This is a genomic window from Thioclava sp. DLFJ5-1 (assembly GCF_002020115.1).
In the GTDB taxonomy this organism is placed as follows: Bacteria; Pseudomonadota; Alphaproteobacteria; order Rhodobacterales; family Rhodobacteraceae; genus Thioclava; species Thioclava sediminum.
The window spans coordinates 226331-249606 of sequence record NZ_MPZU01000003.1 but is presented as its reverse complement, the minus strand read 5'-3'; the positions used below and the strand labels follow the sequence as shown (position 1 = coordinate 249606).

General features: G+C 63.6%; 26 protein-coding genes and 1 tRNA gene. 18 read left to right on the top strand and 9 right to left on the bottom strand.

Translation table 11 applies throughout. The annotated features are described in order from the left end of the window. The first annotated feature begins 13 nt into the window (after positions 1-13). The 6 genes from BMI86_RS11860 (at position 14) to BMI86_RS11835 (ending at position 6457) form a co-directional block, all read left to right on the top strand. The gene (locus BMI86_RS11860; protein WP_078541585.1) at positions 14-1042 is read left to right on the top strand and encodes an Hsp33 family molecular chaperone HslO; all 1029 of its coding nucleotides are present in this window, start codon (positions 14-16) and stop codon (positions 1040-1042) included. After that, positions 1035-1628: a CoA pyrophosphatase gene (locus BMI86_RS11855; RefSeq protein ID WP_078541584.1), complete on the top strand. Its 594-nt coding sequence runs from the start codon at positions 1035-1037 to the stop codon at positions 1626-1628. Before BMI86_RS11860 ends, BMI86_RS11855 begins: the two co-directional genes overlap by 8 nt. After that, complete coding sequence (locus BMI86_RS11850) at positions 1625-2764, top strand: CCA tRNA nucleotidyltransferase (protein WP_078541583.1); 1140 nt, start codon at positions 1625-1627, stop codon at positions 2762-2764. The genes BMI86_RS11855 and BMI86_RS11850 overlap by 4 nt, the downstream gene beginning before the upstream one ends. A 43-nt stretch (positions 2765-2807) precedes the next feature. After that, a complete protein-coding gene (locus tag BMI86_RS11845; protein ID WP_078541582.1) occupies positions 2808-4634 on the top strand; it encodes an ABC transporter ATP-binding protein in 1827 nt (608 codons plus the stop codon). A 39-nt stretch (positions 4635-4673) separates the two neighbouring features. Continuing rightward, the gene (locus BMI86_RS11840; RefSeq protein WP_078541581.1) at positions 4674-5894 is read left to right on the top strand and encodes a class I SAM-dependent RNA methyltransferase; all 1221 of its coding nucleotides are present in this window, start codon (positions 4674-4676) and stop codon (positions 5892-5894) included. A 62-nt stretch (positions 5895-5956) separates the two neighbouring features. After that, on the top strand, positions 5957-6457 hold the full coding sequence (locus BMI86_RS11835) for a L,D-transpeptidase family protein (protein ID WP_078541580.1): 501 nt from the start codon (positions 5957-5959) through the stop codon (positions 6455-6457). 70 nt (positions 6458-6527) lie between these two features. Here the strand turns inward: BMI86_RS11835 and BMI86_RS11830 are convergent, their stop codons facing one another. Continuing rightward, entirely contained in the window at positions 6528-7043 is a 516-nt protein-coding gene (locus BMI86_RS11830) for a CAP domain-containing protein (protein WP_078522216.1), read from the bottom strand. Between the two features lie 168 nt (positions 7044-7211). Between BMI86_RS11830 and BMI86_RS11825 the strand changes: the two genes are divergently transcribed. Next, positions 7212-7817: a L,D-transpeptidase gene (locus BMI86_RS11825; RefSeq protein ID WP_078541579.1), complete on the top strand. Its 606-nt coding sequence runs from the start codon at positions 7212-7214 to the stop codon at positions 7815-7817. 91 nt (positions 7818-7908) lie between these two features. Here the strand turns inward: BMI86_RS11825 and BMI86_RS11820 are convergent, their stop codons facing one another. From BMI86_RS11820 to hemH, 3 genes are all read right to left on the bottom strand, one after another. Next, positions 7909-8256 (bottom strand): hypothetical protein, encoded by a 348-nt coding sequence (locus tag BMI86_RS11820; RefSeq protein ID WP_078541578.1) that lies wholly within the window; start codon positions 8254-8256, stop codon positions 7909-7911. Positions 8257-8574: 318 nt separating this feature from the next. Beyond that, complete coding sequence (locus BMI86_RS11815) at positions 8575-8850, bottom strand: hypothetical protein (protein WP_078541577.1); 276 nt, start codon at positions 8848-8850, stop codon at positions 8575-8577. A gap of 147 nt (positions 8851-8997) precedes the next feature. Next, positions 8998-10053 carry a ferrochelatase gene (gene hemH, locus BMI86_RS11810; RefSeq protein ID WP_078522213.1) on the bottom strand — a complete coding sequence of 352 codons (1056 nt, stop codon included), beginning with the start codon at positions 10051-10053 and terminating at the stop codon, positions 8998-9000. A 113-nt stretch (positions 10054-10166) separates the two neighbouring features. Here hemH and otsB point away from each other — a divergent pair, with 113 nt between their 5' ends. Together otsB and BMI86_RS11800 are read left to right on the top strand one after the other, a co-directional pair. Beyond that, positions 10167-10913 (top strand): trehalose-phosphatase, encoded by a 747-nt coding sequence (otsB, locus tag BMI86_RS11805; protein ID WP_078541576.1) that lies wholly within the window; start codon positions 10167-10169, stop codon positions 10911-10913. A 14-nt stretch (positions 10914-10927) separates the two neighbouring features. Next, on the top strand, positions 10928-12274 hold the full coding sequence (locus BMI86_RS11800) for a trehalose-6-phosphate synthase (protein WP_078541575.1): 1347 nt from the start codon (positions 10928-10930) through the stop codon (positions 12272-12274). Here BMI86_RS11800 and BMI86_RS11795 read toward each other — a convergent pair. Then, positions 12266-13102: a methyltransferase domain-containing protein gene (locus tag BMI86_RS11795; RefSeq protein ID WP_078541574.1), complete on the bottom strand. Its 837-nt coding sequence runs from the start codon at positions 13100-13102 to the stop codon at positions 12266-12268. The genes BMI86_RS11800 and BMI86_RS11795 overlap by 9 nt on opposite strands. On the opposite strand from BMI86_RS11795, the gene BMI86_RS11790 reads away from it, so the two are divergent. Genes BMI86_RS11790 through BMI86_RS11775 form a run of 4 tightly spaced genes read left to right on the top strand, consistent with a single transcriptional unit; the run spans position 13101 to position 15427 of the window. After that, positions 13101-13859 carry a ComF family protein gene (locus BMI86_RS11790; protein ID WP_246831700.1) on the top strand — a complete coding sequence of 253 codons (759 nt, stop codon included), beginning with the start codon at positions 13101-13103 and terminating at the stop codon, positions 13857-13859. The two genes, BMI86_RS11795 and BMI86_RS11790, sit on opposite strands and share 2 nt — an antisense overlap. 35 nt (positions 13860-13894) lie before the next feature. Continuing rightward, positions 13895-14152 (top strand): glutaredoxin 3, encoded by a 258-nt coding sequence (gene grxC / locus BMI86_RS11785; RefSeq protein WP_078522208.1) that lies wholly within the window; start codon positions 13895-13897, stop codon positions 14150-14152. A gap of 4 nt (positions 14153-14156) precedes the next feature. Next, on the top strand, positions 14157-14984 hold the full coding sequence (locus BMI86_RS11780; RefSeq protein WP_078541572.1) for a carbon-nitrogen hydrolase family protein: 828 nt from the start codon (positions 14157-14159) through the stop codon (positions 14982-14984). 53 nt (positions 14985-15037) lie between these two features. After that, on the top strand, positions 15038-15427 hold the full coding sequence (locus tag BMI86_RS11775) for a MarR family transcriptional regulator (RefSeq protein ID WP_078541755.1): 390 nt from the start codon (positions 15038-15040) through the stop codon (positions 15425-15427). Positions 15428-15669: 242 nt separating this feature from the next. Here the strand turns inward: BMI86_RS11775 and BMI86_RS11770 are convergent, their stop codons facing one another. The 3 genes from BMI86_RS11770 to BMI86_RS11760 all read right to left on the bottom strand — a co-directional run bounded on the left by BMI86_RS11770 (position 15670) and on the right by BMI86_RS11760 (position 18177). After that, on the bottom strand, positions 15670-16773 hold the full coding sequence (locus BMI86_RS11770; RefSeq protein WP_078541571.1) for a site-specific DNA-methyltransferase: 1104 nt from the start codon (positions 16771-16773) through the stop codon (positions 15670-15672). A gap of 113 nt (positions 16774-16886) precedes the next feature. Next, positions 16887-17522: a ribonuclease HII gene (locus BMI86_RS11765; RefSeq protein WP_078541570.1), complete on the bottom strand. Its 636-nt coding sequence runs from the start codon at positions 17520-17522 to the stop codon at positions 16887-16889. 103 nt (positions 17523-17625) lie between these two features. Then, on the bottom strand, positions 17626-18177 hold the full coding sequence (locus BMI86_RS11760) for a hypothetical protein (protein ID WP_078522204.1): 552 nt from the start codon (positions 18175-18177) through the stop codon (positions 17626-17628). A 169-nt stretch (positions 18178-18346) separates the two neighbouring features. Between BMI86_RS11760 and BMI86_RS11755 the strand changes: the two genes are divergently transcribed. From BMI86_RS11755 to BMI86_RS11740, 4 genes are all read left to right on the top strand, one after another. Further along, positions 18347-18628 carry a hypothetical protein gene (locus tag BMI86_RS11755; protein WP_078541754.1) on the top strand — a complete coding sequence of 94 codons (282 nt, stop codon included), beginning with the start codon at positions 18347-18349 and terminating at the stop codon, positions 18626-18628. Next, entirely contained in the window at positions 18600-19304 is a 705-nt protein-coding gene (locus BMI86_RS11750) for a hypothetical protein (RefSeq protein WP_078550958.1), read from the top strand. The genes BMI86_RS11755 and BMI86_RS11750 overlap by 29 nt, the downstream gene beginning before the upstream one ends. A gap of 62 nt (positions 19305-19366) precedes the next feature. Further along, positions 19367-20461 carry a carboxynorspermidine decarboxylase gene (nspC, locus tag BMI86_RS11745; protein WP_078541568.1) on the top strand — a complete coding sequence of 365 codons (1095 nt, stop codon included), beginning with the start codon at positions 19367-19369 and terminating at the stop codon, positions 20459-20461. Between the two features lie 51 nt (positions 20462-20512). After that, positions 20513-21760, top strand: coding sequence for a saccharopine dehydrogenase family protein (locus tag BMI86_RS11740; RefSeq protein WP_078522202.1), 1248 nt, complete (start codon positions 20513-20515; stop codon positions 21758-21760). Positions 21761-21817: 57 nt separating this feature from the next. Here BMI86_RS11740 and BMI86_RS11735 read toward each other — a convergent pair. Further along, a tRNA-Arg gene (locus BMI86_RS11735) sits at positions 21818-21894 on the bottom strand. A gap of 328 nt (positions 21895-22222) precedes the next feature. Here BMI86_RS11735 and BMI86_RS11730 point away from each other — a divergent pair. Beyond that, positions 22223-23251: a LacI family DNA-binding transcriptional regulator gene (locus BMI86_RS11730; RefSeq protein WP_281480118.1), complete on the top strand. Its 1029-nt coding sequence runs from the start codon at positions 22223-22225 to the stop codon at positions 23249-23251. Positions 23252-23276: the final 25 nt, after the last annotated feature.

The following is a 23276-nucleotide window of genomic DNA, read 5'->3' as shown; positions in this document are numbered from 1 at the left end:
CCTCAGGAGCACCATGTCCAAGCTATCCCAAATCGCATGGGACGATACAGTTCTGCCGTTTCAGCTCGACCGCTCTGACATCCGCGGCCGGGTTGCCCGCCTCGACGGCGTGCTCGACACCGTCCTGTCGCAACATGATTACCCCCGCGCGGTCGAAATGCTGGTGGCCGAAGCCGCCCTTCTGACCGCGCTGATCGGCCAGACCGTCAAGCTGCGCTGGAAGCTGTCGCTGCAAATCCGCGGCGACGGCCCGATCCGCATCATCGCAACCGATTACTACGCCCCCGAGAAGGAGGGCGCGCCCGCCCGCATTCGCGCCTGGGCGAGCTTCGATGAAGAGAAGCTTGATCCCAAGGCCGACCCGTTCGAACAGATCGGGCAGGGTTACTTTGCGATCCTGATCGACCAGGGCAAAGGCACGACCCCCTATCAGGGCATCACGCCGCTTTCCGAAGGCTCGCTGCGCGCCTGCGCCGAGGCCTATTTCGCGCAATCCGAGCAGCTGCCCACGCGGTTCTCGCTGTCCTTCGGGCGCTCGATCCTGCCGGGGCAGGGCGAAAGCTGGCGCGCAGGCGGCGTGATGCTGCAGCATATGCCGCCGGCCTCGCCCTTCGCCGCCCAGGAAGGCTCGGGCGATCAGGGCCTGCTGACCGCCGACGACATTCTCGACGGCGAGGAAGGCGAGAACTGGGCGCGCGCCAATATCCTGCTCGACACGGTCGAGGATATGGAGCTGATCGGCCCGACCGTGCAGCCGACCGAGCTGCTGGTGCGTCTGTTCCACGAAGAGCGGCCGCGCGTCTTCGATCCGCAGCGGGTGGAGTTCGGCTGCACCTGTTCGGCAGATCGCGTGCGTCAGTCGCTCTCGATCTACTCGGCGCGCGACATCGCGCATATGACCACCGATGATGGCACGGTCACCGCGGACTGCCAGTTCTGCGGCGCGCATTACATTTTCGATCCGCTGACGCTCGGCTTCGAGGCGCAGAAGAACCCCGACGGGTCGCTGCGCGAAGCGGGGGATGAGGGATCGAATGAGTGATCCGCTCGCCCCGGTTCTGGACGCCTTGGCGCGACCGGGGCGGCCCTCTTCGGATTACGATCTGAACCCGGAAGTGATCCTGCCCGAGGACCGCAAACTGCGGCCCGCGGGCGTTCTCGTCGCCTTCGATACGTTCGGGCCGGAGCCGCGCCTGCATCTGACGAAGCGCAGCTCGCATCTGCGCCATCACCCCGGCCAGATCGCCTTTCCCGGCGGCAAGGTCGATCCCGATGACGAAGGCCCGGTCGGCGCGGCGCTGCGCGAGGCGCAGGAAGAGATCGGCCTTCCTCATGCCCATGTCGAGGTGCTGGGCACGCTCGATCCGCATGAGACCGTGACGTCCTTTCTGGTGACGCCGGTGCTGGCGCGCATCCACACGCCCTTCGAGGTGATCCCCGAAGCGGGCGAGGTGGCCGAGGCTTTCACCGTGCCGCTCTCGCATATCACGCCCGGGAATTTCCGTGTCGAATCGCGCCGCTGGCGCGGCTCCCGGCGCAGCTATTTCGTGGCGCCTTACGGGCCCTATTACATCTGGGGCGCCACCGCGCGTATATTGCGCTCATTGGCGGACCGGATGGCAGGATGAGACTGACCGGAGACTGGATCGAGGCAGAGCCGACCCAACGCGTGCTGAAGATGCTCGAAGAGGGCGGGCATCAGGCGCTTCTGGTGGGCGGCTGCGTGCGCAACAGCGCCCTCGGCGCGCCGGTCAACGATATCGACATCGCCAGCGATGCACGGCCCGAGCGGGTGATCGAACTTGCGCAGGCGGCCGGGCTGAAGCCAGTGCCGACCGGCGTCGATCACGGCACGGTCACGGTCGTCGCGGAGGGGCATCCGCATGAGGTCACCACCTTCCGCCGCGATGTGGAGACGCATGGGCGGCACGCCACGGTCGCGTTTTCCGACGACATCGCGGAGGACGCGGCGCGGCGTGATTTCACGATGAACGCGCTCTATGCCCGCTCGGATGGTACGGTTCTCGACCCGCTGGGAACCGGGCTGGAGGATTTGGCGGCGCATCATGTGCGCTTCGTCGGCGAGGCGCAGGAGCGTATCCGCGAGGACTACCTGCGCATCCTGCGCTTCTTCCGCTTTACCGCGTGGTATGGGCACGATCTCGACCCTGACGGGTTGGCGGCGTGTGCCGAGAATATCGCCGGAATAGAGACGCTTTCGCGCGAACGCCTCGGCGGCGAGATGCGCAAATTGCTGGCCGCGCCCGATCCCGTGCACGCAGTGGCGGCGATGGCGCAATGCGGAGTTCTCATGGCGGTGCTGCCCGGCGCGGATGCGACCGCGCTCGGTCCGCTCGTCCATCTCGAGGATCGCCCCGCCGATCCGATCCGCAGGCTGGCGGCGATTGGCGGCGAAGACGTGGCCGAGCGGCTGCGCCTGTCGAAGAAGGACACAAGGCAGCTCGAGGCCCTGCGCGCCTCGCTGTCCGACGGTGATGACGCGGCGGTCCTTGGCTATCGGCTCGGGGCCGAAACTGGGGCCGATGCGCTTCTTCTGCGGCATGCGCTGATGGGACAGGAAATGCCGGACGGCTGGCAAAACAGGGTCTATTTCGGCGCAAAACAGCAATTTCCAGTGCAAGCCAAAGACCTGATGCCCCGCTATGAGGGCAAGGCTTTGGGAGATACGCTGAAGGCGCTCGAAGCGCGCTGGATCGCCTCCGGTTTCACGCTCACGCGCGAGGATTTGCTCGCCGCGCTTTGAACCGCGCCGCAATCGACTATATCGGGAGAGGAAAGAGAGACTCATGTTCGATCCCTTCTCCCCCGCCGAAGGCGCCCCGCCGCGCCAGCTTGGCGCTTTCTTCCGCTGGTGCCTCAAGGGCAGCTGGGGCGCGATTGCCGTGGCCAGCGTTGGCACCACCATCGCCGGGGTGATGGAGGTCGTCTCCGCCTGGCTTCTGGGACAGGTGATCGACGCGGCCCTGAACAGCGAACGGGCCGCGGTGATCGGAGCCAATCTCGGGCTTCTCGTCCTGTTCGTCGCGTTCTTCCTGCTGATCCGCCCCCTGACCTTCGGCATCAGCTCCGCCACCAACAACCTGCTGATCAGCCCCAACGTGATGCCCTTGGTGCTGTCGCGGCTGCATCGCTGGACGATGGGCCAATCGGTCACCTTCTTCGACAACGACTTCGCCGGGCGCATCGCGCAGAAGCAGATGCAGACTGCGCGCGCCGTCACCGACACGGTCACCGAGATCATCAATACCGGGCTGTTCGCGCTCGCCTCGATCGTCGGCTCGCTGATCGTTCTGGCGCAGATCGACCGCTGGGGCGCCGTGGGTCTCGTGTTCTGGACCTTCGGACTCTACCTGATCATCCGCCTTTTCCTGCCCCATATCCGCGGACGCTCGCGCGAGCGGGCTTCGGCGCGGGCGATGGTGACGGGGCAGGTCGTCGACACGGTCACCAATATCAAAACGGTGAAGCTGTTTGCCCATGCCGAGCACGAAGATCGCGCGGCGCTGGAGGCGATGCAGAAGTTCCGCCAGAAAACCTATTCCTTCGGCATGGTCCAAAGCCTCTATCGCGTGGTGCAGATGGCCTATGCCGGGATCGTTCCGGTGATGCTGGTGGGCGGCGCGATCTGGCTCTGGTCGCAGGGCGAGGCGACTGCGGGGGCCATCGCCACGTCGGGCGCCATCGCGATCCGACTGTCGCAGATGTCGGGCTGGGTCAGTCAGGCGCTTATGTCCGTCTGGACCCATATCGGCGAGGCCGAGGACGGGATGCGGACGCTCGCGCATATGCACGACCTGACCGATGCGCCCGATGCCCGCACGCTGCGCCACGTGGAAGGTGAGATCCAGTTCGACAATGTCGATTTCGCCTATGGGCGCCGCAGCGGCGGGATCGCGGATATCAATCTGACCATCGCGGATGGCGAGCGGATCGGGATCGTCGGGGCCTCGGGCGCGGGGAAATCGACGCTCGTGGCGCTGCTTCTTAGGCTCTATGACCCCGAAAAAGGGTCTATTCTGATCGACGGGCAGAACATTCGCGAGGTCACGCAGGAGAGCTTGCGCCGCAACATCGCGATGGTCACCCAGGAGACAGCGATGTTCAATCGCTCGGCGCGGGAGAACATCCTTTACGGCAAGCCCGACGCCACCGAGGAGGAGATGATCGCCGCCGCGAAGCAGGCCGAGGCGGACCACTTCATTCGCGGCCTCGCCGATCACGAAGGCAATCGCGGCTACGACGCCAAGCTGGGCGAGCGTGGGGTGAAGCTGTCCGGCGGCCAGCGCCAGCGGATCGCCCTTGCCCGCGCCTTCCTGAAGAACGCGCCGATCCTCGTGCTGGACGAGGCGACCTCGGCGCTCGATTCCGAGGTGGAGGCTCAGATTCAAAGCGCGCTGCACCGGGTGATGGCAGGCAAGACCGTGCTGGCGATCGCCCACCGCCTCAGCACCATCGCCGAGATGGACCGGATCGTGGTGCTGGAGGAAGGCCGGATCGTCGAGCAGGGCAGCCATGACGAGCTGCTGGCGATGAACGGGCTCTACGCGCGCTACTGGGCGCGTCAGTCCGGTGGCTTCCTGACCTGCGACGACGCGGAGGATGCGGCGGAATAGGGTCTTTTCTGACCCGCGCCGCGCAGCTAGAGAAGGCGCATGACCTACGAAATCGAGCGACTGTCCCTGCATGCCGACGGCGTGGCCCATGGCCCCGAGGGGACCGTGCATGTCGCCATGGCGCTTCCCGGTGAAGTGGTCGAGGGCGAGGTGATCGACGGCCGCATCGCGCAGCCGAAGATCGTGACGCCCTCGCCCGACCGCGTCAAAGCGCCCTGCCCGCATTACCGCTCCTGCGGGGCCTGTTCGATGCAGCACGCATCCGAGGCGTTCACCGCCGAATGGAAGATGGACGTGGTGCGTCAGGCACTGGCCGCGCGCAACCTGCCCATGCCGGAGATGACCATCGCGACCTCGCCGCTCAATTCGCGCAGGCGGGCGACGCTTTCGGGACGGCGCACGAAGAAGGGCACCTTGGTCGGGTTTCACGCACGCGCCTCGGACACGGTCGTCGAGATTCCGAACTGCCTGATCCTGCGGCCCGAGCTTCTGGCCGCGATCCCGATGCTGCATGAGGCGACCGCGATTGCAGGCTCGCGCAAAGGCGAAATCGCCTTCACCCTGACCCTGTCGGAGGCCGGGCTGGAACTGGCCGCACAGGGCGGAAAAGACCCTGATACGGCCCAATTCGAGGCTTTGTCGGGTCTGGCGCGCAGCCACGATCTCGCCCGGCTCAGCTGGAACGGACAGGTCATCGCGGGGCGGCGACCGGCGATCCAGCAATTCGGCAAGGCCAAGGTCGTGCCGCCGCCGGGCGCGTTTCTGCAAGCGACCCATCACGGCGAAGCGGTGCTGACCGCCTTCGCGAAAGCGGCGATTGGCAACGCGAAAAAGGTGGCCGATCTGTTCGCGGGCTGCGGCACCTTCTCGCTGCCGCTGGCCGAACTGGCCGAGGTCCACGCGGTCGAAGGGGTCGCGGCGATGACCGAGGCGCTCGATCAGGGCTGGCGTCAGTCGCAGGGCCTGCACCGGGTCTCCACCGAGGCGCGCGATCTGTTCCGCCGTCCGCTTCTGCCCGACGAGCTGGCGAAGTTCGACGCGGTGGTGATCGACCCGCCGCGGGCTGGCGCGCAGGCGCAGATCGCCGAGATCGCGGCGTCGAAGCTCAAGCGCCTCGTCCATGTCTCCTGCAACCCGGTCACCTTCGCACGCGACGCAGAGACGCTGATCGCGGCGGGCTTCACGCTCGACAAGCTGCTGGTCGTGGATCAATTCCGGTTTTCCGCTCATGTGGAGCTTGCGGCCCTTTTCACCCGCTAGATGCGACGGCGAAAATCGGGTAGAAAGACTGCAAAACAGCAGTCTCCGAATACAGGCCGAACATGAACCGTCGAACCCTCCTCTTGGGCGGATGCGCCCTTGCCACGCTGGCCGCCTGTGGCGATTCCAGCAAATTCAAATCCTATAACGGCCCCGCCGTGACTCAGATCCAGCTCTTCAAGTCGCAGCGGATGATGTATCTGCTGCATGGCGACGAGGTGCTGGAGAAGTACAAGGTGGGCCTTGGCGGCGATCCGGTCGGGCCGAAGCGGTTCGAGGGCGACGGCAAGACCCCGGAAGGGCTCTATTACATCAACCGTCGCAATCCGAACTCGGCCTATTACCTGTCGATCGGCATCAGCTACCCGAATCCGCAGCAGGTGGCCTTCGCGGAATCGCAGGGCAAGAAGGCGGGCGGCGATATCTTCATCCATGGCCGCGACGGGAAGAACAAAGGCAAGGGTCGCGACTGGACCGCGGGCTGCATCGCGGTGAAGGACAAGGAAATCCGCGACATCTACGCGATGGTCCGCGACGGCACGCCGATCTTCATCTTCCCCTGATCGCAGCGTCCCCCCGGAAATGACAAAGGGCCCCACGTGGGGCCCTTTTTGCTTGCGGCGGGTCTTCGGCTCAGTTGCCGGTGACCATCGTCCACCAGATCTTGCCGGACGGCTCCTGATACCACGAGAAGCCCATCTGCGTCGCCGCAGGGTTCAGGATCACGTCGCGCGTATCGGCGACCTTCATCCAGGCCGAGAGGGTTTCCATCTCGGTCTCGTAGGTCTCGGAGATATTCTCGCCCAGAACCTGCCCCGGATAGCCGGCGCGCTGCGCCCGGCTCAGCGGCGAGGAGCCGTCGGAGCCCCAGTGCCACGGACGGTTCTGCACGGCCATGTCCTTGGAATGGGCCAGCGCCGCCGTGGTGAGCGCGTCGTTCAGCACCAGCGGTGCGGCACCGCGCGCCGAACGCAGGCTGTTCACGGATTCCAGCACGCGCTGCGGGATCACCGAGCGATCGCTCGCGGTGATGTTGTAGACTTTCGGCAGCGGCAGGCCATCGGGCCCGAGCTTGGGCTGCGTGTCGGTCGGCTGGCAAGCCGCCAGAGCCACAATCGCGGAGACCGCAAATACAGAAGCGCGCAACATCTTTGGTCCGTCCCTCGTTAAAACGTCAATCTGCATTACACGCTTGTCCCCAGCCGCGCAAACCCCTCTGTCGCTTTGCGGGCACATCCCCGCCAGTTTGATTTGCCGCCGCCGCACGATCACATTATATTTATCGCAATTGACCCCATCGCGAACCCGGAGCCCGAGATGCCCAATACGCGCAAGCCCTTCGATCGCCGCGCCTTCCTTGGCGCCGCCGCCTGCCTTGGTGCGGGGCTCGCGCTGCCCGCCCGGGCGCAAACGCCCGATTACGGTCAGGAGCAGTTCGAAACGAACGCCTATACGAACCAGCGCCGCAATATTTCGAGCTTCCAGAACCGCGACTGGCAGCCCTACTTCTCGAACCTCCGCGGTGGGGCGATCCTTGTGGATACCCATTCGCGGGCGCTGCATTACTGGTCGGCGGATCAGTCGATCTACCGTCTCTATCCGACCTCGGTACCGGTCTCGGAAGAGCTGACGCGGCGCGGCCGGACCTCGGTGATCCGCAAGGTCGAAGGGCCGAGCTGGGCGCCGACCCCCTCGATGAAGAAGCGCAATCCGGAATGGCCCGATTACGTGCCGCCGGGCCCCGATAACCCGCTTGGCACCCATGCGCTGTATCTTTCATGGCGCTATTACCGCATCCACGGCACGCATGACACGCGCAAGATCGGCCGCAAAAGCTCGAACGGCTGCATCGGTCTTTACAACGAACATATCCAGGAGCTGTTCGGTTTCGCGAAGATCGGCACGCAGGTGCTGCTGATCTGAGCCGCACAAAAGTAAGTGCGCAACGCTAGAAATTTCAATGCATTATGCGGGCGGCCCGGGCACTCGCGCCAGTCCGCCCACACAAATCACCTTATCCCATCAGCGCCGTAAGAAGCGCATTGGACACGCTACTCGTTCCATCCACGAAGTACGAAGACAAAGTAGCAGGGTAGTCAATTCTACCACGTGTGGCATGCGTATTGTTGGACGAGTTGACGACTAGGAGCTTATCGGTGAAGACATCGAAGCCTGAGTTGATGTAGATACTCCGAGCCAAATCGTCAGCTGTCCGTCCCGACTTGAGAATGATGAAGGATGTCATCTCTTCCCATGTCGTTCCATCCAGTGCTTCGCTCCGGATAGCTTTGACGACAGAATCCCAACGATCAGAGTATGTTGAGTTTGCTCCAATTCGGAACGCGATCAGATAGGTAGCCATTCTGGCTTCCTTTCACTTGATGCGACGGACCGCCTTGACTTGCCGGAATCCTCCCCTGTAGGATTCTTCCATGTTATCCAGCTATCCGCAGCGACCCGCCTTGGTTGGGTTGCGGAGAACTGAAATTTCGCGCCGCCTTGGTTCCCGCCTTGGCGGCGCTTCTATTCCAGAACGTCACGCATAGTTTTGAATCCCGCTTGTGTTCTGTCAAGCGTGAGCCACTAAATGTGGTGCACCAAGCTGAAATCACGGTTGAAACCCGCAAGTAAAAACCCCGGCACCGCATAGGTCCGGGGGTTTCGATTTACGCGGCTGCGGTCAGTCGTGCTCGCCGCTGTCGTGCTCGTGGTCGGATCCGTCGCCCGAGCCATCGCCAGAACCGCCCGCCAGGCCGTCGAGCTTGCCGTGGGCGCTTCGTACCATGACGCCGAGCATCTCATCCTCGCCGGGCGTGTCGATGGATTGCACGAGGTTGTCCTCGTGCTCTTGGTTGTAAATCACGTCATCCTCGGTCGCCCACGGATTTGCGTGCCCGGCCCAGGAAGCGCCAGCATAGAGAGCCGCCAAGGCGACCAGTCCCATAGTCTTGAGCATTCTCTTTCCTTTCTGCTCTGAGCGGCCCAGTCGTTGCCGGTCCGCAGGGTACGCCTTCAAGGCGATCCCTTGCCCCCGCGTCAGAACTTATAAGAAAAGACACTCACGAATCTGTGAGGCAGGACGTCGCAGATCGCGACAGTTTTATCAGTCGATCCAACCGGCGAGGTTTTCTCCGACCACCTCCATCAGCGCCTTGATGTGCAGATCGTCGTCGTTCAGGCACGGAACGTAGGTGAATTTCTCACCGCCCGCGTGCTCGAACGCCTCGCGGATTTCGCCGTTGATCTCTTCGAGCGTCTCGATGCAATCCGCGCTGAAGGCGGGCGAGATCACCGCGATGTTCTTCTTGCCCTGCTTCGCCAGCTCCGCGACATGCTCGACCGTGTAGGGCTTGAGCCATTCCTCGGTGCCGAAGACCGACTGGAAGGTCGTGTCGATCCCGTCCTTGTCCCAGCCGAGCCGTTCGCGCAGCAGGCGCGAGGTCTTCTGGCACTGGCAATGGTAGGGGTCGCCTTCCATCAGATAGCGCTTGGGCATCCCGTGATAGGAGGCGACCAGCACGTCGGGCTTCTCGTCGAGCGTGGCATAGACCCGCTCCACCGATTGCGCGAGCGCGTCGATATAGGAGGGCTTGTCGAAATATTCCGGCGCGACGCGCGCAGCGGGCTGGCGCTTCTGCTTCATCAGCGCGCGGAAGAACTGATCGTTCGCGGTGGCGGAGGTCGCGCCCGCGTATTGCGGGTAGAGCGGCAGGAACAGGATCTTCTCGCAGCCCTGCTCGACCATCCGGTCGACGACGGACTGGGTCGAGGGATTGCCGTAGCGCATGCAGTAATCGACGACGACCTCCTGACCGTAGCGCGCCGAGACCGCATCGCGCAGCTTCGCGACCTGCTGCTTGGTGATCGTCATCAGGGGGCTTTCGCCCGCCTCGTTGTTCCAGATCGTCTTGTAGTTCGCACCCGAGGTGAAAGGCCGCTTCGACAGGATGATGAGCTGCAGCAACGGCTGCCATTTCCATGCCGGGTAATCGATCACGCGCCGGTCCGAGAGGAACTCGTTCAGATAGCGACGCATCGACCAGTAATCGGTGTTGTCCGGGGTTCCGAGATTGGCGACGAGCAGACCGATCTTCGCTTCCTTGACGGGCGGGTGATCGGCGGGGGCATGGGCAAGGCGCGGATTTGCGGCGTTGGTCATCGTGTCACTGTCCTGTCGTCATTTATCGCGGAACTTCCACCCGACTTAACGGGTTTCCCGATCTGTGCCAATGCGGCCTATTCAACCGGGACAGGATCACTTACGGTCTTCACATGGCAATGGATGACATGACCGGGAAAAAACCGGCCCCGCCCGCTCTCGACCCGTCGCGAGACGCGTTGTTCCTAGATTTCGACGGATGTCTGGTGGACATAGCGCCCCGCCCGGATGCGGTGATCGTGCCGCAAAATCTGCCGCGTTTGCTCGAACAACTCTCGGAGGCGCTCAACGGGGCGCTCGCGGTTGTCTCGGGGCGATCCCTGCACGAGCTGGAACGTTTCCTCGACGGGTTCGACGGTTTGATGGTCGGCTCCCACGGCTCGGAAGCGCGCGGAATGGAGCCGCCGATGGCCGAGACCCCGCAATATCTGGGCGCGGTCAAAGAGGATCTGGCCGGGTTCGCGCAGGACCACGATCTCATTTTTGAAGACAAGAGCCACGGCGCCGCGATCCACTTCCGCTCCAACCCCGCCAAGCAGGGTAAGGTCGAAGCCTTCACCGAAGAGCTGACCGCGCGCTATGACGGTTTCACGATCCAGCCCGCGAAAATGGCGGTCGAAATCCGTCCCGAGGGGTTCTCGAAGGATGGCGCTCTGGCGATCCTGTCCGACCTCGTGCAGTTCGGCGGCCGCAATCCGGTCTATGCGGGCGACGACACGACCGACGAGCCCGCATTGGCCTGGGCCGAAGCGCATGGCGGCTTCGGCATCAAGGTCGGTGACGGAGAGAGCGTCGCGCGCTATCACCTTGACGAGCCGATGGATGTGCGCGCCTGGCTCGCCGCTGCCGTGGCACGCTGAATGAGGAACGACGAATGGGCCGCCTGATCTGCATCTCCAACCGCATTCCCACCGGGGCCAATCCCTCGGGCGGGCTTGTCGTGGCGCTTGGCGATGTGCTGGAGGAAACCGGCGGCATCTGGATCGGCACCTCGGGCGAGATCGCCGACACGCCTGCCGCAGAGTTGCGCGAGATCGAGGGTGGGCCGTTCAGACGTTACTGCTTCGATCTGACTCAGGAAGAGCAGGACAACTATTACGCGGGCTATTCGAATTCGGTGCTCTGGCCGCTGTTCCACGGTCGCGCCGATCTGATGGATATCCATCAGGAATATCTGGGCGTCTACAAACAGGTGAACCGGCGGATCGCGAAACTCGTGGCGCCGTTCCTGAAGCCCGACGACCGGATCTGGGTGCAGGATTACCATCTGCTGCCGCTGGCCTACGAGCTGCGCCTGATGGGCGTGACCAATCCGATCGGCTTCTTCCTGCACACGCCCTTCCCCGGCCCGACCGCGATGCAGGCCCTGCCCAACGGGCGCGAGGTCTGCCAGTGGATCGCGAATTACGACCTCGTGGGCCTTCAGGCAGAGCGCGACGTGCGCGCCTGTCTCCACTCGATGATCGAGATCGCCGACGCCTCCAATCTCGGCGCGGGCTATGTGCATCTCTCGCCCCGCCAATGCCGGGTCGCCGCCTTCCCGATTTCTATCGATGCGCGCGAGTTTCAGGAACTGGCGGAGACCGAGTTCGATAAGCTGCCCGCCGGGATCGTGAAGGATCATCGCCGGCTGATGATCGGCGTCGACCGGCTGGATTATTCCAAAGGTGTGCCGCATCGCTTCCGCGCCTTCGGCGAGTTTCTAGAGCGGCACGAGGACTGGCATCGTTACGTCTCGCTCTTGCAGATCTCGCCGCCGACCCGCGAGGGCGTGCAGGCCTATGACGATATCCGCGAAGAGACCGAGCATCTTTCGGGCCGCATCAACGGCCAGTTCGCCGACATTCAGTGGGTCCCGATCCGCTTCATCAACCGGGCGGTGCCGCGCGAAGTGCTGGCGGGGCTTTACCGCGCCTCGCATGTGGCCCTCGTGACGCCGCTGATGGACGGGATGAACCTCGTCGCGAAGGAATTCATCGCGGCCCAGAACCCCGACGATCCCGGCGTTCTGATGCTGTCGCAATTCGCGGGCGCGGCTGAACAGATGGATGCGGCGCTGATGGTCAATCCGCACGATCCCGAGCAGGTCGCCACCTCGATGCTGACCGCGCTGATGATGTCGCGCGGAGAGCGGCGGGAACGCTATCGGTCCCTGATGGAGGGGCTGACCACCTATGACGTGCATTGGTGGTCGAAGTCCTTCCTCGACGCGCTAGGCTGAGCCGGGCTTGTCGCCGCTCGGGTGCTCGGTGGTGCCCAGCGCATCGGCGAGCCGCTGTGCCGCGGACCCCGGACGCAACGGTTTCTGCTGATCGGGATGCGGCTTCCAGCCGGTGAGCCAGACCATGTCGAAGGTCGCGCGCACCCGGCCATCGGGCTCCTGATAGGTCTCGATATACAGCCGCAGCGCCTCGGTCAGCACATCGCGGCGCAGGAAGCGACGATCGCGGGCGGCAAGCGCATTGGTCTCGCCCATCGCGCGCAGGTCCGACAGCAGCCGCAGCGGCGTCTCGTAGGTCACCTTGCGCGTCACCGCGTCGGCCACCGGCAGCGCCAGCCCCGCCCGCTGGATCAGCGCGCCGAGATCGCGAATTTCACCCATCGGCACGATCCGCGGGCTCAGGCCTCCGGTGATCGCGGCCTCGGCCTGCGCCAGCGCCGCGCGCAGCTCATTGAGTGTCTGACCGCCGAACATCACGCCGATGAACAGCCCGTCGGGTTTCAACGCGCGCGACGCCTGCACCATCTGCCCGACCGGATCATTCGCCCAATGCAGACAGAGCGCGTGGACCACCAGATCATGCGCGCCTTCCTCCAGATCGAGCACATCCGTATCGGCCACGATCTTCGCCTCGGGAAGAATTTCGCGCCACGGCTCGGGAAAAGCGGCGATCAGGGCTGGCTCCGTAAAGGTTCTGTTAACCTCTTGCAGCCTTTCCTCAAGTTCAGCCGCCGCGTCCTCGTGCAGAAACAGTTCGGGCGCACGGGCGGCGCGAAATCTATGGCGCTCGAGCGCCTCGCGGTCGGTCAGAAGGGGCGGCGTATCCATGGCAGAAACCCTTAACGAGGTTCGGAGCCGGATGCTAGCGGCGGGACGTCTGGGATTGCGCGCGCTCTTCCCGCCGCGCTGCATCGCCTGCGGCGACGCGGTCGGCACGGATTTCGGGCTCTGCGGTGCGTGCTGGTCCGAGGCCACTTTCGCGCGCGGCACGGTCTGCGACGCCTGCGGCACGCCCCTTCCGGGCGAAAGCGACACGGCCATCCTTTGCGATGATTGCCTCACCCATCCGCGGCCATGGGCTCAGGGGCGTACGGTGATGCATTACTCGGGCACCGGGCGCGATCTTGTGCTAGCGCTGAAACATGGCGACCGGCTCGATCTGGTGCCGCCGCTGGCCGACTGGATGGCGCGCGCCGCCGCGCCGCTTCTGACGCCCGACACGCTGATCGCGCCGATCCCACTGCATCGGCTGCGCCTGCTGCGGCGGCGCTACAATCAGGCGGCGGAACTGGCGCGTGCGCTGGCCCGTCGCACCGGCCACGACTACTGCGCCGATCTCTTCACCCGCGCCCGCCCGACGTCGAGCCAGAAGGGCAAAACTCGCGATGAGCGGCACGCCAATCTCGACGGCGCGATCACCGTCACGCCGCGCCACGCCGCGCTACTGCAGCGGCGTCCGCTCCTGATCGTCGATGATGTTATGACCTCGGGGGCCACGCTTTCCGCCGCGACGGAGGCGGCGTTGAGCGCAGGTGCAGAGCCGATCTGCACTGTGACACTGGCACGCGTTGCGAAGGCACCCTAAATCCCTATAGTCTCGCAGACCAAAGGGAATTGAGAATGAAACGCGTCGAAATCTACGTCACCAGCACCTGCCCCTTCTGCATCATGGCCAAGCGCCTGTTGGACAAGAAGGGCATCTCCTACGAGGAAACCGATGTCGGCCGCGAGCCGCAACTGCGCGCCGCGATGACCCAGCGCGCCAATGGCCGCCGGACCGTCCCGCAGATCTTCATCGGCGACGAGCCGATCGGCGGCTGCGACGAGCTGCATGCGCTCGAACATTCGGGCAAGCTCGATCAGATGCTGGCGAGCTGACGCGATGAAGGCGGCGCTCGTTCAGCTTTCGGTCACGGATGATCCGGCACAGAACCTGCCGGTCACGCTCGACTTCATCCGCGATGCCGCGTCGAAAGGTGCGCAGCTGATCGCGACGCCGGAATGCACCAATCTGATCTCGTCGGATCGCGCCCATCAGAACGCAGTCCTGCATCACGAGCATCACGACCCGACGCTGGAGGCGCTTTGCAACGAGGCAGAGCGCCTTGGCGTCTATATCCTGATCGGCTCGCTCTGCCTGAAATCCGGAGACGATGCGCGCTTCGCCAATCGCTCCTTCCTGATCGGGCGCAAGGGCAATATCAAAGCCCGCTACGACAAGATCCACATGTTCGACGTGGACGTATCCGAGACCGAACGCTACCGCGAATCCGAGGCTTACCGCCCCGGGCGCGAGGCGGTGCTGGGCGCTACGAAATACGCCCAGCTGGGCCTGTCGGTCTGCTACGACCTGCGTTTCCCGCATCTCTACCGGACGCTGGCGCAGGCCGGGGCGCAGGTGCTGACGATCCCGGCGGCGTTCAACGACACGACCGGGGCCGCCCATTGGGAGGTTCTGGTGCGTGCCCGCGCAATCGAGAATACCTGCTTCGTGCTGGCGCCCGCGCAATGCGGCACCCATGCCGCGCATGGCGGTCGGCCGCGCAAGACCTGGGGCCATTCGCTGGCGGTCGATCCGTGGGGCAAGGTGCTGGCCGATGGCGGTACCGAGCCCGGCGTGACCCTCGTCGATCTCGATCTCGATCAGGTGGACGCGGTGCGCTCGCGCCTGCGTTCCCTTTTCCATGACCGGAGCTTCGAAGCGCCGTGAGCACCCCGCCCGAGAACGATCCGCTTGCCGCGACGCTGTTCGCCGAGGTCTTCATGGCAGATCAGCTGGCGCGCAACGTGGTGAGCCGTGCCCTCCCGAAGGGCATGGAAATCTCGCATTTCTCGGTGCTCAACCTGCTGGCCCATATCAACGAGGAACGCACGCCCGCCCAACTGGCCGAGGCGCTGCATGTGACCCGCGGTGCGATGACCAACACGCTCGCCAAGCTGGAATGGGCGGGACATGTGCATATCCGGCCCGACTGGGACGATGCGCGGCGCAAATGGGTGTCGCTCTCGCCCTCCGGCAGGCGCGCACGCGATGCGGCGCTGGCCTCGCTGATGCCGATCATCGGGGGGATCGTGCGCGATCTCGGCCCCGATAAGGTCCGCGCCACCCTGCCGGTTCTGCGCGAATTGCGCGCCCGCCTCGGCCAGGCCTGAACGCGGCAGGGGCGCTGCCCCTCTGGCCTGCGGCCATTCACCCCGGGATATTTCCGCCAAGCCGAAATCCGGCTCTTCGCTCTTGTTCAAATGTCCCCGGGGGGCGCGGTGGGGCAGCACCCCTTTTCATCATCGGCACAAACGAAAAGACCCCGCCGTTTCGCACGGCGGGGCAAGGCGCGTGCCGAGGAGCGGCCCTCGGCACCGGCGGTAACTTCTAATTCTTGAGAGAGGGCTGAGCCTCAGTTCATCTCGGCGCGGATCTGCTGGCGCAGCAGGTCGATCGGGACCTGTTTGCCATCGCGCTTGAACGTCCAGTAGGTCCAGCCATTGCAGCTCGGCGCGCCTTCGAGATGGGCGCCGACCTGATGGATCGAGCCTTTCACGTCGTCGCCGATCAGCGTGCCATCGGCGCGGACCTTGGCCTTGTGCCGACCGTTGAGCGAGTAGAGCTCTTCGCCCGGGCGCAGCATGCCGCGTTCGACCAGCTGGCCGAAGGGCACACGCGGTTCGGCGCGTTTCGAGGTGGAAACTTCCAGCGCTTCCTTGTCGAATTTGCGGATCTTGGCGAGGCGCTTGAGCGCGACTTCGCGATACGCTTCCTCGCGCTCGATACCGATGAAATCGCGGCCCAGCATCTTCGCCACGGCGCCGGTCGTGCCGGTGCCGAAGAACGGGTCGAGGATCACGTCGCCGGGATTGGTAGTACCGACGAGGACACGATGCAGCAGCGCCTCGGGCTTTTGGGTCGGGTGTGCTTTCTCGCCGTTCGCATCCTTCAGACGCTCGCCGCCATTGCAGATCGGGATCACCCAGTCGGAGCGCATCTGCACCCCTTCATTGAGCGATTTCAGCGCCTCGTAGTTGAAGGTGTATTTCGCGCCTTCGGATTTCGACGCCCAGATCAGCGTCTCATGCGCGTTGGTCAGGCGTTTGCCACGGAAGTTCGGCATCGGGTTCGACTTGCGCCACACGACGTCGTTGAGAATCCAGAAGCCCTGGTTCTGCAGCTCTGCGCCCATGCGGAACACGTTGTGATAGGAGCCGATCACCCACATCGCGCCATTCGGCTTGAGGATGCGGCGCGCGGCCTTCAGCCAGTCTCGGGTGAAATTGTCGTAATGCGCGAAGGAGCCGAACTGGTCCCACGCGTCATCGACCGCGTCGACCTTGGAATTATCGGGGCGGTGCAGGTCACCGCGCAACTGTAGATTGTAGGGCGGATCGGCGAAGATCAGGTCCACACTGTCCTCGGGCAGCGAGTTCATCATCTCGATGCAATCGCCATCCAGAATTTCGTTCAGGGGCAGTGCATTGCGCACCACCGGAGTCTTCGTCTTTGCCATTTTTAGCCTCTTAACTGCCCGCCTCAGGGCCCAATATCTGGGAGCCGGCTTTGTGCCGATCTATGGCTATAAAAATGAGTCAAAGGCGATTCATCGTCAATTTCTTTTTTGAATCAAGGGGTTATATAATTCGCTTGGCACAAGATATTGTGGACCGGCTTGAAGCTTCGTCTATGAACGGGGGTGACCCCTAAATCTAGAAGCGCCTGCAGATGGTCCTTGGTCGGGTAGCCCGCATTCCGCTCCCAGCCGTAGCCCGGATACTGTTGCGCCAAATCCACCATGAGCAAATCGCGGGCCTCTTTCGCGAGGATCGACGCCGCCGCGATCGACAAAGAACGGGCATCGCCCTTCACGACCGGTTCGCTGGACAACTTCAGGTCGCGCGGCACGCGGTTGCCGTCGACGAGGACATGATCGGCGGTGCGGGCCAGCCCGTCGACCGCGCGGCACATCGCGAGATGCGAGGCGTGGTAGATATTGAGTTCGTCGATTTCCTCGACGCTGGCATGGGCCACGCAGAACTCGGCGCAGTCCATGATCTGCGCGGCCAGATCGGCGCGGCGCTTTGCGGTGAGCTTCTTCGAGTCGTTGAGCCCTTCGGGAATGCGGGCGGGATCGAGAATGACCGCCGCTGACGTCACCGGACCGCAAAGCGGACCGCGGCCCACCTCGTCCACGCCTGCAACGATGGTCAGGCCGCGCGCGAAGGCGGCTTCTTCGAAAGAGAAATCGGGGTTCTGTGCCATTTCTTCGGAATGCCCCGGAACGGCAGGTCTGTTCAATGAAAAAGCGGGGACCCGAAGGCCCCCGCACTGCTCGACGACGCTCTTATGGCGTCTGCCGCATGGCTTAACGCCGGCTGAGACGGATGCCGCGATCTTCCAGGCAGTTGCTGCCATAGACTTTCTCGACGCCGTGACGGCCGGTCTTCATCGTGAAGGCGCAATTGGCAGGCAGGCGGCGCTCGGTGCGGCGATCGAGGCAGGAGGCGGAAACCACCTCGCCCCAGCCGCGGCCGGTCTTCACACGCTGCACGCATTGCGCGGGCAGACGGATGCGGTCGCGGTCATGGCTATAGCGACGGTGGTCGCGGTCGTAACGCTCCTGCGCGCGCTGGCGTCGGGCCTCGGCTTCTCGGCGCTCGCGCTCGCGGCGTTCACGTTCCAGACGACGCTGGCGGTCCTGCCAGCTCTCGTAGCGCGGCTGCGCCTTCTTCGCCTTGTGATCCTTCTTGTTCATCCCGTCGAGGAGCAGCGCGGCGGCACCGACCCCAAGCAGGATGCTCAGCGCCTGACGGTCCTTCTTGCCCAGCGCGGCGGCGGGCGTAGCACTGATTGCGACGGAGCCCAACGCGAGGGCGAGGGCGGTGATGGCGGCGGTGGCCTTGGTCTTGAGGCTCATGGCTTCGGTCCTTTCACTCGGCAGCCCGGAAGGCCGCATGACGTCGATGAACCGAGATTGGGCCGAGGGGCGAAAGTCAGGCAATAACGGCCCCCTGCTATCGGATAACAGGCGGGCCAACCCCCTTTGGCTATTGAATAACACGGGCGTTGAGCGCAGCGTGTTCCACATGAAACACGTAGTCCTCATATTGGCGTTTCTCGCCTCTGCCTCGGCCGCGCAGGCCGAGTGCTATGCCGATTACAAGGCCAAGCGCGACAACCCGTTGCAGCTGCAATACGGGGTAGCGCAGGTCTCGGACTCGGCCTGTTCGAAAAAGGCGGCGGCGCGCGAATTGGCGCCGAAGCTGAAAGCCGATGGGTGGACCTTGCTGACGGTTCTCTCCACATTCGGCCCCGATGGCTTGGAGCAAAGGAAGGCCAGTGCCGGACAATATTTCCTCCGTTACTGATAGTTTACGACTCGGCTCGCGCGCGGTTGTGGGCGGGATCGTGGCCGTGGTCGCGATTCTTGCCGTGGCCGCGGTGCTTTTGTTCGCGAACCTGCCGAATGCGGATGCGTTCAACGCGCGGGTCGAGCAGATCTTCGTGCAGAACGACAATCTGACCTCGCAAGCCGAGATCAAGCTGCTGGAGGTGCTGGCGCAGTCGGGCACCGCGTTCTCGGACGTGCTGGCGAATTACCGGGTGATCATCTTCATCCTGCTGATCTTCGCCGCCGCCCTTCTGATCGCGACGATCGTCTTCCTTCTCCTGCTGATCGCGCTGAACAAGCGGATGACCGAGATTCGCCGCGCCGGGATCGAGGTGCAGAGCCTACGCATCCTGCGGGGCGAAAACGCGGTGATGCTCAACGATATGGGCTTCACCCTGACCCCGGCGGCGATCGAGACGCTGTCGGTGCTGGCCGAGGCGCGGATGGACGACGACATCCTCACCGGCGTGCAGATCGAGGCGATGATCTCGGGCCGGGACGAGGCCGATTGCGACGAGGCGGCGGGCGCCACGCGGATCAAACGCCTGCGCGACAGTCTCGGAAATCAGCTCGTCAGCGAGCTTCTCGTGCGCAACATTTCCCGCAAAGGCTATGCACTTAGCGTGGCCAAGGATGCCATCCGAGTCGACTGATCCGGTTGCGCCACTGTCACATGCGCCCTATATCGCAGGGTCTGTTGACCCGAGGGAGAGCCATGTCCGACACGCCCTTCTACCTGATCGACGAGGCGCGCCTGCGCGAGAACATGCGCAAGATCGAGCACCTGCGCGAGCGTTCCGGCGCGAAAGCTCTGCTGGCGCTGAAATGTTTCGCGACCTGGTCGGCCTTCGACATCATGAAGCCCTATATGGATGGCACGACCTCCAGCTCGCTGTTCGAGCTGCATCTGGGGCGTGAGAAATTCGGCAAGGAAACCCATGCCTATTCGGTCGCCTGGGCCGATCACGAGATCGACGAGGCCATCGGTTACGCCGACAAGATCATCTTCAACTCGCTAAGCCAGCTGGATCGCTTCGGCGACAAGGCTGCGCATATCGAGCGTGGTCTGCGTCTGAACCCGCGGTTTTCGACCTCCGGTTTCGATCTGGCCGACCCGGCACGGCCGTTCTCGCGTCTGGGCGAATGGGATGCAGAGCGGCTGGAGGCGGCGATGGACCGCATCTCGGGCGTGATGATCCACTACAATTGCGAGAACGCGGATTTCGCGTTGTTCGATCATCAGCTTTCGCGGATCGAGGCGGAGTTCGGCGATATCCTGAAGCGCTTGAAATGGGTTAGCCTCGGCGGCGGCATCCATTTCACCGGCGACGATTACCCGCTCGACGCGCTCGCCGACCGGCTGAAGAAATTCTCCGAGGATTTCGACGTGCAGGTCTATCTGGAGCCCGGTGAGGCCTCGATCACGCAGACTGCCTCGCTCGAAGTGACGGTTCTCGACATTCTCGACAACGGCAAGAAGATCGCCATCGTCGACAGCAGCATCGAGGCGCATATGCTCGACCTGCTGATCTATCGCGAGACCGCCAAGCTGCCGCAGCAGGGCGAATATGAATACCAGATCGCGGGCAAGACCTGCCTCGCGGGCGACATCTTCGGCGAGGCGCGGTTCGACAAACCGCTCGAAATCGGCGACCGTATCTCGATTGCGGATGCCGCCGGTTACACGATGGTCAAGAAGAACTGGTTCAACGGCGTGGCGATGCCCGCCATCGCTATCCGCCGCGAAGATGGGAACATCGACCGGATTCGCGACTTCACCTATGAGGATTATCGCGCCTCATTGTCCTGAGGGCCCACAAGAGCCCCCTTCCCCTGTCCGCAGAAAAAGGAGACAGCCGAAGTGAAAAAGAACGTGCTCATCATCGGAGCGGGCGGCGTCGCCCAGGTCGTGGCGCATAAATGCGCGCAGAATAACGACATCCTTGGCGACCTGCATATCGCCTCGCGCACCAAATCGAAATGCGATGCCATCATCGACAGCGTGCGTGAAAAGGGCGCGATGAAGGTGGACGGCACGTTCGAGGCGCATGAGGTGGATGCGACCGATTCCGAGGCCGTCGCAGCCCTGATCCGCGAGACCGGATCCCAGATCGTGATCAACGTGGGCACCGCCTTCGTGAATATGCACGTGCTCGACGGCTGCATCGCGACGGGCGCCGCCTATATCGACACCGCGATCCATGAAGAGCCCGACAAGATCTGCGAAACCCCGCCGTGGTATGCCAATTACGAGTGGAAAAAGCGCGACTTGTGCACCGAGCATGGCGTGACCGCGATCCTCGGCGCGGGCTTCGATCCGGGCGTGGTCAACGCCTATGCGCGTTTCGCCATCGACCAGATGGACGAGGTGAAGTCGATCGACATCGTCGACATCAACGCAGGCTCGCACGGCAAGTATTTCGCGACCAACTTCGATCCCGAGATCAACTTCCGCGAATTCACCGGCGTGGTTTACTATTGGGAAGACCAGCAGTGGAAAGAGACGAGCATGTTCGCGTCGGGCCACAACTGGGATCTGCCCGTCGTCGGCCCCTCGCAGGCCTATCAGTCGGGCCATGACGAGGTGCATTCGCTGGCGACCAACTATCCGCAGGCCGATGTGCGCTTCTGGATGGGCTTCGGCGATCACTACATCAATGTCTTCACCGTGCTGAAGAACCTCGGCCTGCTGTCCGAACAGCCGGTGAAAACCGCAGAAGGCCTCGAAGTCGTACCGCTGAAAGTGGTGAAGGCCGTGCTGCCCGACCCGTCGAGCCTCGCGCCGAACTACACCGGCAAGACCTGCATCGGCGATCTGGTGAAAGGCACGAAGGACGGCAAGGACGTGGAGTATTTCGTCTATAACGTCGCCGATCACAAAGAGGCTTACGAAGAGGTCGGCTCGCAGGGCATCTCCTACACCGCGGGCGTGCCGCCGGTCGCCGCCGCGATCCTGATCGCGCAGGGCGACTGGGATGCGAAGACGATGAAGAACGTCGAAGAGATGGACCCCAAGCCCTTCTTCACCCAGCTCGACCGCATCGGCCTTCCGACCCGCGTGATGGTCGGTGGCCTCAAGGGCGAGGACAAGGCCTGGACCGAGCTTTGAGCGGTCGCACCAGAAACACGAAAGGCCCGCATCGCGCGGGCCTTTTTCATGTCTGATTGGCGATCCCGGCAGGATTCGAACCTGCAACCTGCCCCTTAGGAGGGGGCTGCTCTATCCAGTTGAGCCACGGGACCGCGCTGCGCCTTTGATGCCGCCAAAGAGCTTATGGTGCAAGTCCATCGCTGCGCTGCAACAGAAAACCGCGCGCATATTCCTATGCATGCGGGTCGTGCAGAAATTTCAGGATTTCAGGCGAAAGAAAGAAAAGGGAGCGCAAATTGGCCCACTGCGCCCCCTTTCGCATCCCTCGCCGTGACGAATCCGACACTGGCGCGGGTCTGTCCAGGTATCGGGCGGAGATTATCCGACCCTACAACCGTTAACGCTAACATACTTGGCATCATTCGCTTGCGCAAGGGAAATGTTTGGCGCTAACAAGAGGAGAACCTTGAGGAACCGCCCTTGTCTCGCCCTATCGAAACCCGCCGTCCTTTGACCCTGCGCGATGTCTCCGAAGCCTCCGGCGTCTCGGAGATGACCGTCAGTCGCGTGCTGCGAAATCGCGGCGATGTCTCTGATGCGACACGCGAAAAGGTCCTGCAGGCCGCGAAAGCGCTTGGCTATGTGCCCAACAAGATCGCGGGCGCGCTGGCCTCTCAGCGGGTGAACCTCGTGGCCGTGATCATCCCGTCACTGTCGAACCTCGTCTTCCCGAAAGTGCTTTCGAGCGTGTCCGACGAGCTCGAAGATACCGGGCTGCAGCCGGTCGTCGGGGTCACGAATTACTCGCCCGAGAAGGAAGAGCAGGTTCTCTATGAGATGCTCTCGTGGCGCCCCTCGGGGGTGATTATCGCGGGGGTCGAGCATACGCCCGCCTCGCGCGCGATGCTGCAGAATGCGGGCATTCCGGTGGTCGAGATCATGGATGTCGATGGCGAGGGGATCGACTCGGTCGTAGGGATTTCGCATCGCCGCGCCGGGCTGCATATGGCCGAGGCGATCATCGCCGCGGGCTATCGCAAGATCGGGTTCCTCGGCACGAAAATGCCCGAGGATCACCGGGCGCGCAAACGGCTCGAAGGGTTCAAGGAAGGGCTCGCCAAGGCGGGCATCGAACTGGCCGATACCGAGTTCTACGCGGGCGGATCGGCGCTCGCGAAAGGGCGCGAGATGACGGAGACGATGCTCAAGCGCTCGCCCGATCTCGATTTCCTTTATTATTCCAACGACATGATCGGCGCGGGCGGTCTGCTCTGGTGCCTCGACAACGGCATCGACGTGCCGTACAAGATGGGTCTGGCCGGGTTCAACGGGCTGGAACTGCTCGACGGGTTGTCGGTGCGACTCGCCACGATGAATGCCTGCCGGGCTGAAATCGGCCGCAAGGCGGCGCAGATCATTTCGGGGCGCTCGCAAAGCGGGATGATCGGCGGCGAAGTGATCGAGCTGGAGCCGACCCTCGATCCGGGCGACACGATCCGTAAACGTTGATCGCAAGGCGGCGGCGCAAGCCTCC

Excerpts from the sequence above, each read along its gene's own strand:
- BMI86_RS11755 (WP_078541754.1), top strand. The coding sequence starts at position 18,347 with ATGAAACACGTAGTCCTCATATTGGCGTTTCTCGCCTCTGCCTCGGCC.
- grxC (WP_078522208.1), top strand. The coding sequence starts at position 13,895 with ATGAAACGCGTCGAAATCTACGTCACCAGCACCTGCCCCTTCTGCATC.
- BMI86_RS11855 (WP_078541584.1), top strand. The coding sequence starts at position 1,035 with ATGAGTGATCCGCTCGCCCCGGTTCTGGACGCCTTGGCGCGACCGGGG.
- BMI86_RS11820 (WP_078541578.1), bottom strand. The coding sequence starts at position 8,256 with ATGGCTACCTATCTGATCGCGTTCCGAATTGGAGCAAACTCAACATAC.
- otsB (WP_078541576.1), top strand. The coding sequence starts at position 10,167 with ATGGCAATGGATGACATGACCGGGAAAAAACCGGCCCCGCCCGCTCTC.
- BMI86_RS11765 (WP_078541570.1), bottom strand. The coding sequence starts at position 17,522 with ATGGCACAGAACCCCGATTTCTCTTTCGAAGAAGCCGCCTTCGCGCGC.
- BMI86_RS11775 (WP_078541755.1), top strand. The coding sequence starts at position 15,038 with ATGGCAGATCAGCTGGCGCGCAACGTGGTGAGCCGTGCCCTCCCGAAG.
- BMI86_RS11850 (WP_078541583.1), top strand. The coding sequence starts at position 1,625 with ATGAGACTGACCGGAGACTGGATCGAGGCAGAGCCGACCCAACGCGTG.
- BMI86_RS11840 (WP_078541581.1), top strand. The coding sequence starts at position 4,674 with ATGACCTACGAAATCGAGCGACTGTCCCTGCATGCCGACGGCGTGGCC.
- BMI86_RS11860 (WP_078541585.1), top strand. The coding sequence starts at position 14 with ATGTCCAAGCTATCCCAAATCGCATGGGACGATACAGTTCTGCCGTTT.
- nspC (WP_078541568.1), top strand. The coding sequence starts at position 19,367 with ATGTCCGACACGCCCTTCTACCTGATCGACGAGGCGCGCCTGCGCGAG.
- BMI86_RS11795 (WP_078541574.1), bottom strand. The coding sequence starts at position 13,102 with ATGGATACGCCGCCCCTTCTGACCGACCGCGAGGCGCTCGAGCGCCAT.
- BMI86_RS11815 (WP_078541577.1), bottom strand. The coding sequence starts at position 8,850 with ATGCTCAAGACTATGGGACTGGTCGCCTTGGCGGCTCTCTATGCTGGC.
- BMI86_RS11835 (WP_078541580.1), top strand. The coding sequence starts at position 5,957 with ATGAACCGTCGAACCCTCCTCTTGGGCGGATGCGCCCTTGCCACGCTG.
- BMI86_RS11825 (WP_078541579.1), top strand. The coding sequence starts at position 7,212 with ATGCCCAATACGCGCAAGCCCTTCGATCGCCGCGCCTTCCTTGGCGCC.
- hemH (WP_078522213.1), bottom strand. The coding sequence starts at position 10,053 with ATGACCAACGCCGCAAATCCGCGCCTTGCCCATGCCCCCGCCGATCAC.
- BMI86_RS11770 (WP_078541571.1), bottom strand. The coding sequence starts at position 16,773 with ATGGCAAAGACGAAGACTCCGGTGGTGCGCAATGCACTGCCCCTGAAC.
- BMI86_RS11845 (WP_078541582.1), top strand. The coding sequence starts at position 2,808 with ATGTTCGATCCCTTCTCCCCCGCCGAAGGCGCCCCGCCGCGCCAGCTT.
- BMI86_RS11790 (WP_246831700.1), top strand. The coding sequence starts at position 13,101 with ATGGCAGAAACCCTTAACGAGGTTCGGAGCCGGATGCTAGCGGCGGGA.
- BMI86_RS11800 (WP_078541575.1), top strand. The coding sequence starts at position 10,928 with ATGGGCCGCCTGATCTGCATCTCCAACCGCATTCCCACCGGGGCCAAT.
- BMI86_RS11760 (WP_078522204.1), bottom strand. The coding sequence starts at position 18,177 with ATGAGCCTCAAGACCAAGGCCACCGCCGCCATCACCGCCCTCGCCCTC.
- BMI86_RS11830 (WP_078522216.1), bottom strand. The coding sequence starts at position 7,043 with ATGTTGCGCGCTTCTGTATTTGCGGTCTCCGCGATTGTGGCTCTGGCG.
- BMI86_RS11780 (WP_078541572.1), top strand. The coding sequence starts at position 14,157 with ATGAAGGCGGCGCTCGTTCAGCTTTCGGTCACGGATGATCCGGCACAG.